Source organism: Rugamonas fusca (assembly GCF_014042365.1).
Lineage (GTDB): Bacteria > Pseudomonadota > Gammaproteobacteria > Burkholderiales > Burkholderiaceae_D > Rugamonas > Rugamonas fusca.
Genome location: NZ_JACEZS010000033.1, coordinates 31,786 through 46,874, shown reverse-complemented (window position 1 = coordinate 46,874; position 15,089 = coordinate 31,786). Strand labels below are relative to the sequence as shown.

Genomic DNA, 15,089 nt, shown 5'->3' with positions numbered 1-15,089 from the left:
TACTGAGAAAACGGGCGCGACAAGCGTTTGCGGCTAAGGCAGGCAAGAAATTGCGCCTCGATAAAATCGAGGCGCCGGGACAGTATTATCGACTTGACGCTGGTTGGCTAATGGGTGACCCCGCTTTTGTAAGAAAAACGGGAGGCCTGGGCCTCCCGTTTCTTCTTGCGGCGGGCGTGACCCGGCGTACTTACATGTTGCGGCGGTACTGGCCGCCCACCTCGAACAGCGCCGTCGTGATCTGGCCCAGCGAGCACACGCGCACGGCGTCCATCAGCTTGTCGAACACGTTGGCGTTGTCGATGGCCGCTTGCTGCAGCGCGGCCAGCGCGGCCGGTGCGGCGGCGGCGTTACGGGCATGGAAGTCCGCCAGGCGCGTGAGCTGCGACTGCTTTTCATCGTCCGTGGAACGGGCCAGTTCGATCTTCTGCGGTGCGTCGTTGGCCTTCGGATTGCGGAAGGTGTTGACGCCGATGATGGGCAGCGTGCCGTCGTGCTTCTGGTGCTCGTACAGCAGCGACTCTTCCTGGATCTTGCCGCGCTGGTAGCCGGTCTCCATCGCACCGAGCACGCCGCCACGTTCGGCGATGCGCTCGAATTCCTGCAGCACGGCTTCCTCCACCAGATCCGTCAGCTCGTCGATGATGAACGCGCCCTGGTTCGGGTTCTCGTTCTTGGCCAGGCCCCATTCGCGGTTGATGATCAATTGAATTGCCAATGCCCTGCGCACGGATTCGTCGGTCGGCGTCGTGATGGCTTCGTCGTAGGCGTTGGTGTGCAGCGAGTTGCAGTTGTCGTAGATGGCGATCAGCGCCTGCAGCGTGGTGCGGATGTCGTTGAAGTCGATCTCCTGCGCGTGCAGCGAACGGCCCGACGTTTGCACGTGGTACTTGAGCTTCTGGCTGCGGTCGTTGGCGCCGTACTTGTCGCGCATGGCCACGGCCCAGATGCGGCGCGCCACCCGGCCCAGCACCGTGTATTCCGGGTCCATGCCGTTGGAGAAGAAGAACGACAGGTTGGGCGCGAAATCGTCGATGTGCATGCCGCGCGCCAGGTAGGCTTCCACGAAGGTGAAGCCGTTCGACAGCGTGAACGCCAGCTGCGAGATCGGGTTGGCGCCCGCTTCGGCGATGTGGTAGCCGGAGATCGACACCGAGTAGAAATTGCGCACCTGGTGGTGCACGAAGTATTCCTGGATGTCGCCCATCACCTTGAGCGAGAACTCGGTCGAGAAGATGCAGGTGTTCTGGCCCTGGTCTTCCTTGAGGATGTCGGCCTGCACCGTGCCGCGCACGTTCTGCAGCACCCAGGCGCGGATCTTGGCCGCTTCGTCGGCGCTCGGGTCGCGCTGGTTCTCGGCCTTGAACTTGTCGATCTGCTGGTCGATGGCCGTGTTCATGAACATGGCCAGGATGGTGGGGGCCGGGCCGTTGATGGTCATCGACACGGAGGTGCTGGGGCTGCACAGGTTGAAGCCGTCGTACAGCACCTTCATGTCGTCCAGCGTGGCGATCGACACCCCCGAGTTGCCCACCTTGCCGTAGATGTCGGGGCGCACGGCCGGGTCGGCGCCGTACAGGGTGACGGAGTCGAACGCGGTGGACAGGCGCTTGGCGTCCATGCCGGTCGAGACCAGCTTGAAGCGGCGGTTGGTGCGGAAGGCGTCGCCTTCGCCGGCGAACATGCGGGTCGGGTCTTCGCCTTCGCGCTTGAAGGCGAACACGCCGGCCGTGAACGGGAACGAGCCGGGCACGTTTTCCAGCATCAGGAAGCGCAGCACTTCGCCGTGGTCTTCATAGCGGGGCAGGGCCACCTTGCGGATCTTGGTGCCCGACAGCGTGTGCTGGACCAGGCGGGTGCGGATTTCCTTGTCGCGGATCTTGACCACGTAGTCGTCGCCCGCATACGCAGCTTGCAGGTCGGGCCACTGGGCCAGCAGCTTCTTGGCGCCGGCGTCCATGGCGCTGTCGCGCTCGGAAATCAGGTCGTCGAAATCGGCTCCCTTGCCAGCGGCGGCCAGCATGCGTTTCGATTCCGTCAGTTGCTGGCGCTCGCGCGCCAGCGTGACCTGCTTGCCGGTGAACTTGTGGTAGCCGCGCACGGTGTCGGCGATTTCAGCCAGGTAGCGGGCGCGGGCCGGCGGCACGATCACGTGCTTGCCGCTCGAGTATTTGACATCGACGGCAGCCAGCTTGCCCGGCTTGGCCTGCAGGCCGAACTGGGCCAGCTTGGGCAGCAAGCCCTGGTACAGCGCCGTGACACCGTCGTCGTTGAAGCGCGACGCCTGGGTGCCATACACGGGCATCTCGTCCGGGCGCTTGGACCACAGTTCGCGGTTGCGCTGGTATTGCTTGGCCACGTCGCGCAGCGCGTCCTGGGCGCCCTTGCGGTCGAACTTGTTGATGGCGATGACGTCGGCGAAATCGAGCATGTCGATTTTTTCCAGCTGCGAGGCGGCGCCGAATTCGGGCGTCATCACGTACATGGACACGTCCACGTGCGGCACGATGGCCGCGTCGCCCTGGCCGATACCCGAGGTTTCCACGATCACCAGGTCGAAGCCGGCCACCTTGCAGGCGGCGATCACGTCCGGTAGCGCCTGCGAAATCTCGGAGCCTGCTTCGCGCGTGGCCAGCGAGCGCATGAACACGCGCGATTGGCCGGCCCACGGGTTGATGGCGTTCATGCGGATGCGGTCGCCCAGCAGCGCGCCGCCCGATTTGCGGCGCGACGGGTCGATCGAGATCACGGCGATGTTGAGCGCATCGCCCTGGTCGAGGCGGATGCGGCGGATCAGTTCATCGGTCAGCGACGACTTGCCGGCGCCGCCCGTGCCCGTGATGCCCAGCGTGGGCACACCGAGGCCCACGGCCGCGTCCAGCAGTTCGGCGCGCAGTGCGGGCGACACTTTTTCGTTTTCCAGCGCCGTGATCAGCTGGGCCAGCGGGCGGTGGCGCTTGGCGATGTCGCCTTGCTTGAGCGGGGCCAGCGAAGTGGGCGCGTATTGCGACAGGTCGATATCGCACTGCTGCACCATCCACTGGATCATGCCCACCAGGCCCATGCGCTGGCCGTCCTCGGGGCTGAAGATGCGGGTCACGCCATAGGCATGCAGGTCCGCGATCTCGTCGGGCACGATCACGCCGCCGCCGCCGCCGAACACCTTGATGTGGGCGCCGCCGCGCTGGCGCAGCAGGTCGATCATGTACTTGAAGTATTCGACGTGGCCACCCTGGTAGCTGGAGATGGCGATGCCTTGCACGTCTTCGGCCAGGGCCGCCGTCACCACTTCGTCAACCGAGCGGTTGTGGCCCAGGTGGACCACTTCCACGCCGTTGGCCTGCAGGATGCGGCGCATGATGTTGATCGAGGCGTCGTGGCCGTCGAACAGCGAGGCGGCGGTGACGAAGCGTACCTTGTTGGCCAGCTTGGGCTGTTCCGGCACGGCGGCGATTTTCGGAGCGGAGAGGTCGTTCATGGGTGTCCTTGTAGTTCTGGGCGCGAGGCGTGGTCGGGCTGATCTCAAATTATATGACGTTTACGTTAACGTCAAGTCAAGCGAAATCGCTGGCTCGACGTTGGCTTGTATGACGCCAGCCACGCCCCGGGCGGGGGGGTGTCTGGTGGCGGCGGGCCGGCCTTAATCCCCGGGCAAGCGCCTGGGGATGCGGGCCGGCCACGCCGGCGGGATCAGGCCGCGTGCTGGTGGCCGCCGTCGAGCACGCCCATCAGGCGCGCCTTCTCGGCGTGGAACAGGGCCACGGCTTTTTCCTTCACGTGGCCGAAGCCGCGCACTTTCTCGGGCAGCGCGGCCAGCGCCACGGCCGTCTCGTAGTTCTCGGCCGTCAGCTTGCTGAGGATGGCGGCCGTCATCTCGCGGTATTCGGCGATCAGGGCACGCTCCATCTTACGCTCTTCCGTGTAGCCGAAGATATCGAACATGCCGCCGCGCAGGCCCTTGGCCTTGGCCAGCAGCTGGAACGCACGCCACATCCACGAGCCGAATTCCGCCTTCACCAGGTGGCCCTTGGCATCCTTCTTCGCCAGCAGCGGCGGCGCCAGGTTGAACTTGAGCGTGAAGTTGCCTTCGAACTGCTGCTGGAGCTGTTCGACGAAACGGCCATCCGTGTACAGGCGCGCCACCTCGTATTCATCCTTGTACGACATCAGCTTGAAGCAGGACTTGGCCACGGCCGTGGCCAGCTTGTTGCCCAGGCCGAGCGCCGTTTCCTTCGCGCGCACCTGCGCCACCAGTTCCTCGTAGCGGGCCGCGTAGGCCGCGTCCTGGTAGTCGGTGAGGAATTGCACGCGGCGCTTGATGATGGTCTCCAGGCTTTGCGGCATCTGCACCACCACGGCCTGGGTCGGCGTGGCGATCTTCTCCACGCGCTTGAAGTCGACGGCGGCGCGGCGGCCCCACAGGAAGCTGCGCTGGTTGGCGGCGATGCCCACGCCGTTCAATTCGATGGCGCGCAGCAGCGATGCTTCGGTGAGCGGGATGCGGCCTTTCTGCCACGCGTAGCCGAGCATGAACAGGTTGGCGGCGATCGAGTCGCCCATCAGCGCCGTGGCCAGTTTGGTGGCGTTGATGAAGTCGGCGCTGTGGTACTGCTCGGCGCCCACGGATTCGCTGATCAGGGCGCGCACTTCATCCACCGGATACTGCCAGTCGGCGTGCTGGGCGAAGGTGCCGGGCGGCTGCTCGTGCAGGTTGACCACGGCCATGGTGCGGCCCGGCCGCATCTTGGCGACGGCGTCGGCGGCGCCGGCCGTCAGCATGTCGCAGCCGAGCACCAGGTCGGCCTCGCCGGTGGCGATGCGCTGCGCGCGCAGGTGGGCCGGGGTGCGGGCGATCTTCACGTGCGAGGTGACGGAGCCGTTTTTCTGCGACATGCCCGTCATGTCCAGCACCGACGCGCCCTTGCCTTCCAGGTGGGCGGCCATGCCCATCAGCGCGCCCACCGTGATCACGCCGGTGCCGCCGATACCGTTGATGAGGATGTTGTACGGTTGCTCGCAGTCGGGCAGGGCGGGCACGGGCAGCGGGCCGAAGCCGTCGTCCGCGTCCTCCTTGCTGACGCCGGTCTTGGTCTTTTTCAGCGTGCCGCCTTCCACCGTCACGAAGCTGGGGCAGAAGCCTTTCACGCACGAATAGTCCTTGTTGCACGACGACTGGTCGATGGTGCGCTTGCGGCCGAACTCCGTCTCCTTGGGCAGGATGGAGGTGCAGTTGGACTGGATGCCGCAGTCGCCGCAGCCTTCGCACACGGCTTCGTTGATCACCATGCGCTTGGCCGGATCGGGGAACTCGCCCTTCTTGCGGCGGCGGCGCTTCTCGGCCGCGCAGGTCTGGTCGTAGATCAGCACCGACACGCCTTGCAGTTCGCGCAGTTCGCGCTGCACGGCGTCCATCTCCTTGCGGTCGTGCAGGCTGACGATGGTGGGCAGGGCCGAGCGGTCCGTGTAGCGGCCCAGGTCTTCCGTCACCAGCGCGATGCGCTTCACGCCTTCGGCCGCCATCTGCTGGGCGATCATGGGCACGGAGGTGGTGCCGTCCACCGGCTGGCCGCCCGTCATGGCGACGGCGTCGTTGTACAGGATCTTGTAGGTCATGTTGACCTTGGCCGCCACGGCCGCGCGGATGGCCAGGTAGCCGGAGTGGAAGTAGGTGCCGTCGCCCAGGTTCTGGAATACGTGCGGCAGCTTGGAGAATGCGGCCTGACCGATCCACGGCGCGCCTTCGCCGCCCATGTGGGTGGTCAGCTTGTTGTGCTCGGGGTAGATCGAGGTGGCCATCACGTGGCAGCCGATGCCGGCCAGCGCCAGACTGCCGTCGGGCACCTTGGTCGAGGTGTTGTGCGGGCAGCCGGAGCAGTAGAAGGCGGGACGGAACGGGGTGTTGATGGCTTTCTTGAGCACGGCGTCCTTGGCGTCCAGGAAGGCCAGGCGGGCCTTGATGTGGTCGCACGTGACGGGGTCCGAGATCAGGCGCGACACGCGGCTGGCGATCACGCGCGCCACTTGCGACACGGAGAAGTCGGCCTTGGAGGTGAGCAGCCATTCGCCGCGCGGGGCCACCCATTCGCCTTTTTCATCGAACTTGCCGATCACGCGCGGGCGCACGTCGTCGCGCCAGTTGTACAGCTGTTCCTTGAGCTGGTATTCGACGATCTGGCGCTTTTCCTCCACCACCAGGATCTCGTCGAGGCCTTGGGCGAATTCGCGCACGCTGTCCGGCTCCAGCGGCCATGGCATGGCGACCTTGAACAGGCGCAGGCCGACCCTGGCGGCCATGGCTTCGTCGATGCCCAGGTCTTGCAGCGCTTCCAGCACGTCCAGGTAGGACTTGCCCGAGGCGATGATGCCGAGCTTGGCGTCGGGGCTGGTGATGGTGGTGTGGTTGAGTTTGTTCTCGCGGGCGTAGGCCAGCGCCGCATAGATCTTGTAGTCCTGCATCAGCGCTTCCTGGTTGCGCGCCTGCTGGCCCAGCGGGATGCTGGACAGGCGCGCGTTCAGGCCGCCTTCGGGCATCTGGAAGTCCTGCGGGATCTTGCATTCGACGCGGAACGGGTTGGCGTCCACCGAGGCCGACGATTCGACCGTGTCGGCCAGCGCCTTGAAGGCCACCGTGCAGCCCGAGAAGCGCGACATGGCCCAGCCGTGCAAGCCCAGGTCCAGGTATTCCTGCACGTTGCAGGGGTACAGCACGGGGATCATGGAGGCCGAGAACAGGTGGTCGGACTGGTGCGGCAGGGTGGACGAGTAGGCGCCGTGGTCGTCGCCGGCCACCAGCAGCACGCCGCCGTGTTTGGCGGTGCCGGCGTGGTTCATGTGCTTGAAGACGTCGCCGCAGCGGTCCACGCCGGGACCCTTGCCGTACCACATGGCGAACACGCCGTCGTACCTGGCCTCGCCGATCAGGTCCACCTGCTGCGAGCCCCACACGGCCGTGGCGGCCAGGTCCTCGTTGACGCCGGGGACGAACTGGACGTGATGATCGGCCAGGTGTTTTTGCGCCTTCCACAGGTTTTCATCGAGGCCGCCCAGCGGCGAGCCGCGGTAGCCGGAAATGAAGCCGGCCGTGTTCAGGCCGGCGGCCAGGTCGCGCTGGCGCTGCAGCATGGGCAGGCGCACCAGGGCCTGGATGCCGGACAGGAAGATGGCGCCGTCGGTGGCGGTGTATTTGTCGTCGAGGGTGACGCTGGTGAGGCGGTCGGTGGCGGTCGCTGCGACGCCGGTGGACGTGGCAGGGCCGGTGGCCGTGGTATCAGGCATGGGTTGTCTCCGTGGTATCAGATCGCGCCCGGTCTGTGGAAGCGCCGGGTAGGCGCACCAGGGTCGGGCCATTGGCCGCCTGTTATGGCAGCGATGCGGAAAGCTGGGGCTCAACCATCCGCAGTGCGGCCAGTGTAGAGACTAGTTGACGTTAACGGAAATAGCGTTTCTGGATGGGGGTATAAGAAAAAATGATGGGGCGCAAGGCGGTCGGCCGCACTGCTGCGCTGGCCAAGGCCATACGGCGCGTGGTCGATCATTGCACTGAACATAAGACCGTCGTCGCGGCAAAAAAGCCGGAGTGACACCATGGGATATCTGTTCATCCTCAAGTACCAACTGTCCGCCCAAGATTGCAAGCAGGAAGACATCGTGGAACGGTTGGGCGCCGCCGGCTGCGACGATGCCCTGATTGGTATCGGCCAACCGGGCCGCATCGCACTGGAATTCACGCGCGAGGCCGACAGCGCGCAGGCGGCGCTGCTGAGCGCGCTGGCCGACGTCAAGCGGGTGGTGCCCAGCGCCCGCCTGATCGAGGCCGGTCCCGACTTCGTGGGTCTGACTGATGTGGCCAAGCTGGTCGGCACCACGCGCCAGAATATGCGCAAGCTCATGGTCAACCATGCCACCAGTTTCCCGCCGCCCGTGCATGACGGCAGCATCGCCGTGTGGCACCTGGTCGATGTGCTCAAGTGGCTGCTGGCCAGGGGCACCTATCCGGTCGCCGCCGGCGTGGCCGAGGTGGCCGAGACGGCCAAGCAGGTCAACCTGGCCAAGGCCGCGCCCGCGCTGGCGCCGGCCATGCAGCGCCAATTGCAGGCGCTGCTGGTCTGACTGCCGGGGAACGGATGCTTATTGCGGCAGCGGGCGGGCGCCCAGCCAGGTGCCGCTGGCGCACAGCTCGGCCGCCACCTGCACCGCCAGCCGGCTGACGGCGGCCGCCGCGTTGGTGAGCGGGATGTTTTTCGACGCGCACAACACCACCGTGCGCGAGATGGCGGGGTCGTGGATGCGGTAGCTGCGCATGGTGCCCCGTTCCACTTCGTCCAGCAGCGGCGCCACGGGCAGGATGGTGGCGCCCATGCCAGCCAGGATGGCGGATTTCAATATGGCGATCGAGTTGATCTCGATGACGTCGCCGCACGTCAGGCCCGCCGTGCGCGCCACGCTTTCGATGCGCGGCCGCACCCCATGTTGCAAGCCCGGTAAGATCAGTGGTGCGGCTAGCGCCTGTGCCAGCGTGATGGTCGCGCCATCCGGTGCGCAAGCGGCGTCGGCGCGGCAAATGAAGCGCAATTCCTCCTCCGCCAGCGCGGTGCAGGCGAACGGGGTCAGCTGGCCATCGTCAAACAGCACGGCCAGGTTGACCCGGCCCGATTTAAGCTGTTCGCTCAAGTTGCCCGTCAATTCCTCCGTCAGTTGCAGCGTGATCTCGGGATAATGCTGACGGGCGGCCATCAGCAGCGGCAGCGCCAGCGCGCCCGATATGCTGTGCGGCAGTCCCAGCGTGACGCTGCCCGACGGACGCGTGGCGGATTGCGTCACGGCCGATTTGGCGTCGGCCACCTGCTTGAGGATCGCTTGCGCATGCTGGTAGAACACCTTGCCGGCGTCCGTGCTGAGCACGCCCTGGGCCGTGCGGTGCAGCAGTTGCGCCTCCAGTTCCTGTTCCAGCTGGCGCAGTTGCTGGGTCAGGGCGGGCTGGGCCACGTGCAGCACCAGTGCGGCGCGCGATAGCGAACCATGGTCGACGATGGCGACAAAATAGCGAAGTTGGCGTAATTCCATGGAATTTGTGTTGCGCGCTGTGTAAAAAACCGGATACAAATGCTGCCGGAATGGCAAAACATAGTCCTGGACAGAAACTATTTGTTATACTCATTCTAACGCTTCCTGCCCTCCCAGCTTCCTTCGTGAGTGTCCTGTATGTTTAAGAAAGTCGATTCCTCACAGCTGAAAGTGGGCATGTACATCCATGATCTCAGTTGTGACTGGATGACCCATCCGTTTATCCGCAACCGTTTCCTCATCAGCAGCGAAGACGAGATCCGCAAGATCATCGAGTCCGGTATCCATGACGTCGTCATCGACAGCGCCAAGGGCCTGGACGTGGAGAACGCACCCACCCTGGCCGAGGCGCAGGCGGAGACGGAACGTGAGCTGGTGGAGCTGGCGGCCAAGCCGGTGGTGGTGACGCGCGTGTCGCTGGGCGAGGAAATGGCGCGCGCGCACCAGATCCGGCACCAGGCCTCGAACCTGGTGCGCACCGTCATGCGCGACGCCCGGCTGGGCAAGGCGATCGAACTGGACCAGGTGCAGCCGGTGGTGCAGAACATCACGGAATCGATCCTGCGCAATCCGGGCGCATTGGTCGGCTTGCTGCGCATCAAGACCAAGGATGATTACACCTTCCTTCATTCCGTCAGCGTGTGCGCGCTGCTGGTGGCGTTCTGCCGTTCGCGCGGGATGGACCCCGAGCTGACCCACCAGGCCGGCCTTGGCGGCTTGCTGCACGACACGGGCAAGGCGCTGGTGCCGGACGCCATCCTGAACAAGCCGGGCCCGCTGACGGACGAGGAATTCGCCATCATCAAGCGCCATCCCAAGGATGGCTACGACATCCTGCTGCAGTCGCCCGAGGTGGGGCCGATTCCGCTCGACATCACGTTGCACCACCACGAGCGGCGCGACGGCAGTGGTTACCCGGACAAGCAGGGCGGCGACGGTATCAGTGAACTGGCGCAGATGGCGGCCATTGTCGACGTGTATGATGCGATCACGGCTGATCGCTGCTATCACAAGGGCATGTCGGCCGCCGCCGCCCTGCGCAAGATCTACGAGTGGAGCAAGTTCCATTTCAACCCCACCTATGCGCAGGAATTCATGCGTTGCGTGGGCATCTATCCGGTGGGCACCATGGTGCTGCTGGAATCGGGGCGGCTGGGGGTGGTGATCGAGCCGCACGAGACCAATCTGCTGGCACCCAAGGTCAACGTGTTCTTCAATACCAAGCAAAATCTCTACATCAAGCCGGAAACCATCGACTTGTCGCGCGGACTGGGCTTTGGCGGCGGCGACAAGATCGTCGGCCACGAGTCGCCGTCCAAGTGGAAGGTCGACCCCATGCGCTTCCTCACGCTGGCCTGAGGCCGGGGCGCGCCAGCGTCAGAAGAATTCGGCCGTATCGTTCGATTCTATGGTTTGCAGCAAGCCGCCTTCGACCAGTTCGTCGTAGTGGCAGGCCAGGTTGCGGCCGTGGCTCTTGGCGTAGTACAACGCCTGGTCGGCCTTGCCCAGGATGATCACGGGCGCTTCCACGGCGCTGATGCTGACGAAGCCGACGCTGACGGTGACCCGGCCCACCTGCGGGAATTCATGCGACTCCACGTTGACGCGGAAGCGGTCAATGATCTTTTTGACATTGTCGAGCGTGGTCGAACGCAGCAGCACGACGAATTCCTCGCCGCCGAAGCGGAACACCCGGTCCTGGGCCCGGAACGAGGACGTCATCAGGTTGGCGATCAGGATCAGCACTTCGTCGCCGTACAGGTGGCCGAAGCGGTCGTTGACGTGCTTGAAATGGTCCACGTCCACCACGGCCAGCCACTGCTTCTCCTGGTCCTGGTGGTGGCGCCGTTCGGGTTCGCCGGGCAGGGTCAGCGCGTCCGGTTCCGGGCTGGCGGCCAGCATCTTGCTGAGCTGGTCGTCGAAAGTCTTGCGGTTGAGCAAGCCCGTCAGTGAATCGCGCTCGCTGTAGTCGAGCAGGTTCTGGAAATTGCGGTACACGCTGACGATGCCGCCGATGACGTGGATGGTGTCGCTCGTGTAGGGCGTGGGGTTGACGATTTCCAGGCAGGTGTCGGCCTTGTCACCCAGCCAGATGGGCAGCCACAGGGTGTGTTCGCCTTGCGCGTTGGCCACGTCGGCACTGGCCTCATGGCGCGCGATGCAGGCCGCCAGTGCAGGGAAATTGCTGATCGGTTCGCCGGGGCTGCTGGGGTCGGGGTTGTCCACCATCTTGGCGGGCAAGCCATCGGTGATGATGGCGCGCGGGCGCACGAACAACTGGCCGCGCACTTGCGCCAGTGACAAGACCCGGGTCTGAGTGGCATGGGCGAGCTCCTGAACCGCCGAGATCACGGAGATGTCGAGCATCGTGTGATCGCGGTGGCCGGTCATGTCCACCATGTGTTTCAGTAGGGAATCCATTCGCGTCTCTGGAAAATTGTCACACAACCATTGTGTCTAGCCACATTTCGTTCACGTCTATCAAGCATCAGCGCAGTGTTTTTTTGATAGTAAGGCGCACTGTGAAACGATTGCACGGGGCCTTTCCAAAGAACAGCTAAGCAGGATAATAGCTTTTTGCATTCTAGGCAATTCATGTGTGCGAAAAAAAACATTCCTCACGATTCCATGCATCTTTTTCCCGACAACGCGGCCGGCCGTCGCCTGTGCCAGCGTACTCGCGGGAAAACCCGAGCAGTTTGACATAAGCCAGCTTCCCCGTGTGCATGGTGCTGAAATTTTCCGCACATCATGCAAATAGTTCCACATGGAAAGCTTGCGCCAAGTCAACTCCCAATGTGCTACAGACCCTATAGTGAACCCAATGGCGCGGTAATGATAGCGGGAAATGATGGTTTCTTTTGGGCATCTTCCGCTTGCGTCAGGGGTAGGGTATTTCAATCACTTTTGGGAGTCTGCCATGCATGCATTGATAGCGGCGGCGAAGCAATTCGCCAGGGATGACGGGGGGATCACGGCCATTGAATACGGCTTGATCGCGGCGGTGATGGCGGCGGCCGTGCTGGCCTCGGTGGCGCTGCTGAAACAGCCATTGATCGATACCTTCACCGGTATCGGCAACAAGCTGACCGCGCCTTGAACCGGCTCGTCCTCCCGGGCTGGGCCAGCCGGGAGGACTTACGCGCAGAGGCGACCCCATGAATCACGCCATCGAACTGATCCTCATCTGCATGGTCGCGCAGGCGGCCTACACGGACCTGTCGGTGCGCCGCATCCCCAACGTGCTGGTGCTCAGCGGCCTGCTGCTGGCGCTGCTGCTGCACTTGCTGGACGGCGCCCACTGGGCCCCCGTGACCGACTGGCTGGCCGGCGCGCTGGCCGGCTTCTTTCTCTTCCTGCCGCTGTACCTGGCGCGCGGCATGGCGGCTGGCGACGTCAAGTTGCTGGCCATGGTGGGTGCTTTCGCGGGACCGCGCGGGGCATTGCATATCGGACTGTTGTCCTGCCTGATCGGCGGCCTGATGGCGCTGGCCATGCTGCTGTACAACGGCCGCTGGCGCGCCGTGTGGCGCAACCTGGCGGCGCTGGGCAAACCGTTGTTGCTACGCCTGCTGGGGGTGCCGCTGCAGCCCGTGCCGCTGCCGCCCGGCGCCAGCGTGGGCGGCATACCCTACGGCCTGGCCGTCGCGCTGGGCACCATGGGCTATGTGCTGTGGGGGCAATGAGCACCAAGGCCGGCGGCTACCGCCAGCGCCTTGCTGCGGATCAAAGTCCAGCCCGCCCCCATCGTTAGAATCGATTGCTCGTGGGAACAATCTTGCGAGCCAGACAGATTGAGGAGCACCATCATGTCCGAGCTTGAACTGCAGGTGACCGCCGCCGACGGCTTGCCGCCGCTGCCGCCCCAGCCCAAATCGGTGCGGGAGACGGGGCTGGAGCTGCCGTTGCTGGTGGAACTGATCGCCAAGTGCCTGTACATCGGCGGCCGCACCCATCTGCCCATCCTGACGGGCAAGCTGCGCCTGTCCATCAACGTGCTGCGCGAGACGCTGGACTTCATGCTGGCCGAGCAACTGGCCGAAGTGGCGTGGCGCGGCGAATCGGACATCGACGTGCAATACCAGCTGACCACGGTGGGCAAGCAGCGCGCCGGGGCCTGGCTCGAGCGCTGCCCTTACGCGGGCCCGGCGCCCGTCACGCTGGACGCCTACCGCGCCATGGTCGAGCGGCAGGCCGCCCTGCTGCCGCCCGTCACGGCCGACGACCTGGCCGTGGAAGTGGCGGATGACCACCTGGCCCCGGCCATGCATGGCCTGCTGGGGGCAGCCATGTATTCGGGCCGCTCCATCCTGCTGTACGGACTGCCCGGCAGCGGCAAGAGCTGGCTGGCGCGCAAGCTGGGACGCTTGCTGCAAGGCGTGGTGGCCGTACCGCACGCGGTGGCCGTGGGCCAGGACATCATCCAGCTGTATGACGCGGCCGTGCACCAGGCGCCGCCGCCGCGGCTGGCCGCGCAAGTGCGCCAGGCGCTGGAGCGGCGCAGTTGCGACGCGCGCTGGATGCTGTGCCAGCGGCCGCTGGTGTCGCTGGGGGCGGAACTGAACGCCGAGATGCTCGAGCCACAGTGGGACGCCAGCAGCGGCAGCTACCGGGCGCCGCCCCATTTCAAGGCCAACAATGGCTTGCTGGTGGTGGACGACCTGGGGCGCCAGCGCATGCCGGCCGCCGATGTGCTCAACCGCTACCTGGGCCCGCTCGACGCCGGCTGCGACCAGGTCACGCTGCAGGGCGGCCACAAGTTCGCCGCGCCATTCCGGCTGCTGTTGATGTTCGCCACCAACCGCGCGCCCGAGCATCTGCTGGACCCGGCCGCCTTGCGCCGCCTGGCCTACAAGATCGAGGTGGGGGCCTTGAGCGAGGCGCGCTACCGCTGCCTGTTCCGCGAGTTGTGCGACAGCGCGGCCGTGGCGCGCGACGAGGCGGCCCTTGATTACCTGATCGAGCAGCTGCACGCGGGCAGCGGCGAGCCGCTGCTGGCCAGCTATCCGCGTGACATCCTGGCCCGCATCGCCGATTTCGCCGGCTTCGCCGGCGAGCCGCCGCGGCTGACCGTGGCCGCGCTGGACCAGGCCTGGATCAGCATGTTCGCCGCCTGCGGCGGCGCGGCCGACGGTGAAAACACCATCCTGTGCGAGAAAATAGCATGAAGCACCGGCGCGCCATCGTGATGCTGGGGCTGGCCGTGCTGCTGGGCCTGGGGGCCGTGCTGATGGCGTCGCGCTGGCTGCTGCACCAGGCCGCCGGGGGCGGCAACAAGATCGTGGTGGCCGCCGCCGACGTCAACCTGGGCCAGCGCCTGGCGCCGGAGTTGCTCAAGCTGGTGGACTGGCCGGCCGACAGCCTGCCGCGCGGCGCCCTGCGCGACCCGGCCAAGCTCAGCGGCCGGGTGCTCAAGAGCAGCGTGCTGCGCGGCGAGCCGCTGACGGAAGCCAAGCTGGCCCCGGCCGGCACCCTGGGCGGGCTGTCGGCCCTGATCACGGAGGGCAAGCGCGCCATCACCGTGCGCGTCAACGACGTGGTGGGGGTGGCCGGCTTCGCGCTGCCGGGCAATTTCGTCGACATCATCGTCTATACCCAGAGCGAAGGCGGGTCCGGGCGCGAGCAGGGCATTTCCAAGATCGTGCTGGAACGGATCCTGGTGCTGGCCGTGGCGCAGGAAGTGGGGCGCGACGAGACCAAGCCGCGCGTGGTCAACGCCGTCACGCTGGAGGTGACGCCGGAGCAGGCCGAGAAGCTGGACCTGGCGCGCAGCGTGGGCACGTTGTCGCTGGCCTTGCGCAACCAGGTGGACCCGCGGCCGGGCGTGACGGACGGCGCCACCAAGGCTTCCCTGCTGGGCCAGCGCGCGCAGCCGGCGCCGCTGGCGCCCGAGGTGGCGGCCGCCACGCCGCCCGCCTTGCCCGCCATGCGCGCGGCGCTGGCGCCCGCGCCGCGCCAGGCGCAACGCCACTGCATCGCCGCCATCGACGGCTTGCGCAGCACGCAGGAGTGCCTGTGAGCGCGCC

Annotated in this window: 10 protein-coding genes; 6 read left to right on the top strand and 4 right to left on the bottom strand. The window is 65.6% G+C overall.

Translation table 11 applies throughout. The annotated features are described in order from the left end of the window. Nucleotides 1-190: 190 nt before the first annotated feature. The gene (icmF, locus tag H3H36_RS24610; RefSeq protein WP_182220694.1) at nucleotides 191-3,478 is read right to left on the bottom strand and encodes a fused isobutyryl-CoA mutase/GTPase IcmF; all 3,288 of its coding nucleotides are present in this window, start codon (nucleotides 3,476-3,478) and stop codon (nucleotides 191-193) included. A gap of 212 nt (nucleotides 3,479-3,690) precedes the next feature. Then, nucleotides 3,691-7,275: an indolepyruvate ferredoxin oxidoreductase family protein gene (locus H3H36_RS24605; RefSeq protein WP_182220693.1), complete on the bottom strand. Its 3,585-nt coding sequence runs from the start codon at nucleotides 7,273-7,275 to the stop codon at nucleotides 3,691-3,693. A 309-nt stretch (nucleotides 7,276-7,584) separates the two neighbouring features. On the opposite strand from H3H36_RS24605, the gene H3H36_RS24600 reads away from it, so the two are divergent. Next, nucleotides 7,585-8,109, top strand: a complete 525-nt coding sequence (locus tag H3H36_RS24600; protein ID WP_182220692.1) for a helix-turn-helix transcriptional regulator — start codon at nucleotides 7,585-7,587, stop codon at nucleotides 8,107-8,109. Between the two features lie 18 nt (nucleotides 8,110-8,127). Here H3H36_RS24600 and H3H36_RS24595 read toward each other — a convergent pair whose 3' ends face one another. Next, nucleotides 8,128-9,063: a LysR substrate-binding domain-containing protein gene (locus tag H3H36_RS24595; RefSeq protein WP_182220691.1), complete on the bottom strand. Its 936-nt coding sequence runs from the start codon at nucleotides 9,061-9,063 to the stop codon at nucleotides 8,128-8,130. A 138-nt stretch (nucleotides 9,064-9,201) separates the two neighbouring features. Here H3H36_RS24595 and H3H36_RS24590 point away from each other — a divergent pair, with 138 nt between their 5' ends. Further along, a complete protein-coding gene (locus H3H36_RS24590; protein WP_182220690.1) occupies nucleotides 9,202-10,422 on the top strand; it encodes an HD-GYP domain-containing protein in 1,221 nt (406 codons plus the stop codon). An 18-nt stretch (nucleotides 10,423-10,440) separates the two neighbouring features. Here H3H36_RS24590 and H3H36_RS24585 read toward each other — a convergent pair whose 3' ends face one another. After that, the gene (locus tag H3H36_RS24585) at nucleotides 10,441-11,484 is read right to left on the bottom strand and encodes a GGDEF domain-containing protein (RefSeq protein ID WP_182220689.1); all 1,044 of its coding nucleotides are present in this window, start codon (nucleotides 11,482-11,484) and stop codon (nucleotides 10,441-10,443) included. Between the two features lie 499 nt (nucleotides 11,485-11,983). Here H3H36_RS24585 and H3H36_RS24580 point away from each other — a divergent pair, with 499 nt between their 5' ends. The 4 genes from H3H36_RS24580 to cpaB all read left to right on the top strand — a co-directional run bounded on the left by H3H36_RS24580 (nucleotide 11,984) and on the right by cpaB (nucleotide 15,082). Then, nucleotides 11,984-12,163 (top strand): Flp family type IVb pilin, encoded by a 180-nt coding sequence (locus tag H3H36_RS24580; protein ID WP_182220688.1) that lies wholly within the window; start codon nucleotides 11,984-11,986, stop codon nucleotides 12,161-12,163. Nucleotides 12,164-12,221: 58 nt separating this feature from the next. Continuing rightward, entirely contained in the window at nucleotides 12,222-12,749 is a 528-nt protein-coding gene (locus H3H36_RS24575) for an A24 family peptidase (RefSeq protein WP_182220687.1), read from the top strand. Nucleotides 12,750-12,872: 123 nt separating this feature from the next. Beyond that, a complete protein-coding gene (locus H3H36_RS24570; RefSeq protein WP_182220686.1) occupies nucleotides 12,873-14,231 on the top strand; it encodes a DUF8689 domain-containing protein in 1,359 nt (452 codons plus the stop codon). Continuing rightward, nucleotides 14,228-15,082, top strand: a complete 855-nt coding sequence (gene cpaB / locus H3H36_RS24565; protein WP_182220685.1) for a Flp pilus assembly protein CpaB — start codon at nucleotides 14,228-14,230, stop codon at nucleotides 15,080-15,082. The genes H3H36_RS24570 and cpaB overlap by 4 nt, the downstream gene beginning before the upstream one ends. Nucleotides 15,083-15,089 lie beyond the last annotated feature (7 nt).

Bases quoted from the DNA above. Each gene is read 5' to 3' on its own strand.
- icmF (WP_182220694.1), bottom strand. From the start codon at position 3,478: ATGAACGACCTCTCCGCTCCGAAAATCGCCGCCGTGCCGGAACAGCCC.
- H3H36_RS24605 (WP_182220693.1), bottom strand. From the start codon at position 7,275: ATGCCTGATACCACGGCCACCGGCCCTGCCACGTCCACCGGCGTCGCA.
- H3H36_RS24600 (WP_182220692.1), top strand. From the start codon at position 7,585: ATGGGATATCTGTTCATCCTCAAGTACCAACTGTCCGCCCAAGATTGC.
- H3H36_RS24595 (WP_182220691.1), bottom strand. From the start codon at position 9,063: ATGGAATTACGCCAACTTCGCTATTTTGTCGCCATCGTCGACCATGGT.
- H3H36_RS24590 (WP_182220690.1), top strand. From the start codon at position 9,202: ATGTTTAAGAAAGTCGATTCCTCACAGCTGAAAGTGGGCATGTACATC.
- H3H36_RS24585 (WP_182220689.1), bottom strand. From the start codon at position 11,484: ATGGATTCCCTACTGAAACACATGGTGGACATGACCGGCCACCGCGAT.
- H3H36_RS24580 (WP_182220688.1), top strand. From the start codon at position 11,984: ATGCATGCATTGATAGCGGCGGCGAAGCAATTCGCCAGGGATGACGGG.
- H3H36_RS24575 (WP_182220687.1), top strand. From the start codon at position 12,222: ATGAATCACGCCATCGAACTGATCCTCATCTGCATGGTCGCGCAGGCG.
- H3H36_RS24570 (WP_182220686.1), top strand. From the start codon at position 12,873: ATGTCCGAGCTTGAACTGCAGGTGACCGCCGCCGACGGCTTGCCGCCG.
- cpaB (WP_182220685.1), top strand. From the start codon at position 14,228: ATGAAGCACCGGCGCGCCATCGTGATGCTGGGGCTGGCCGTGCTGCTG.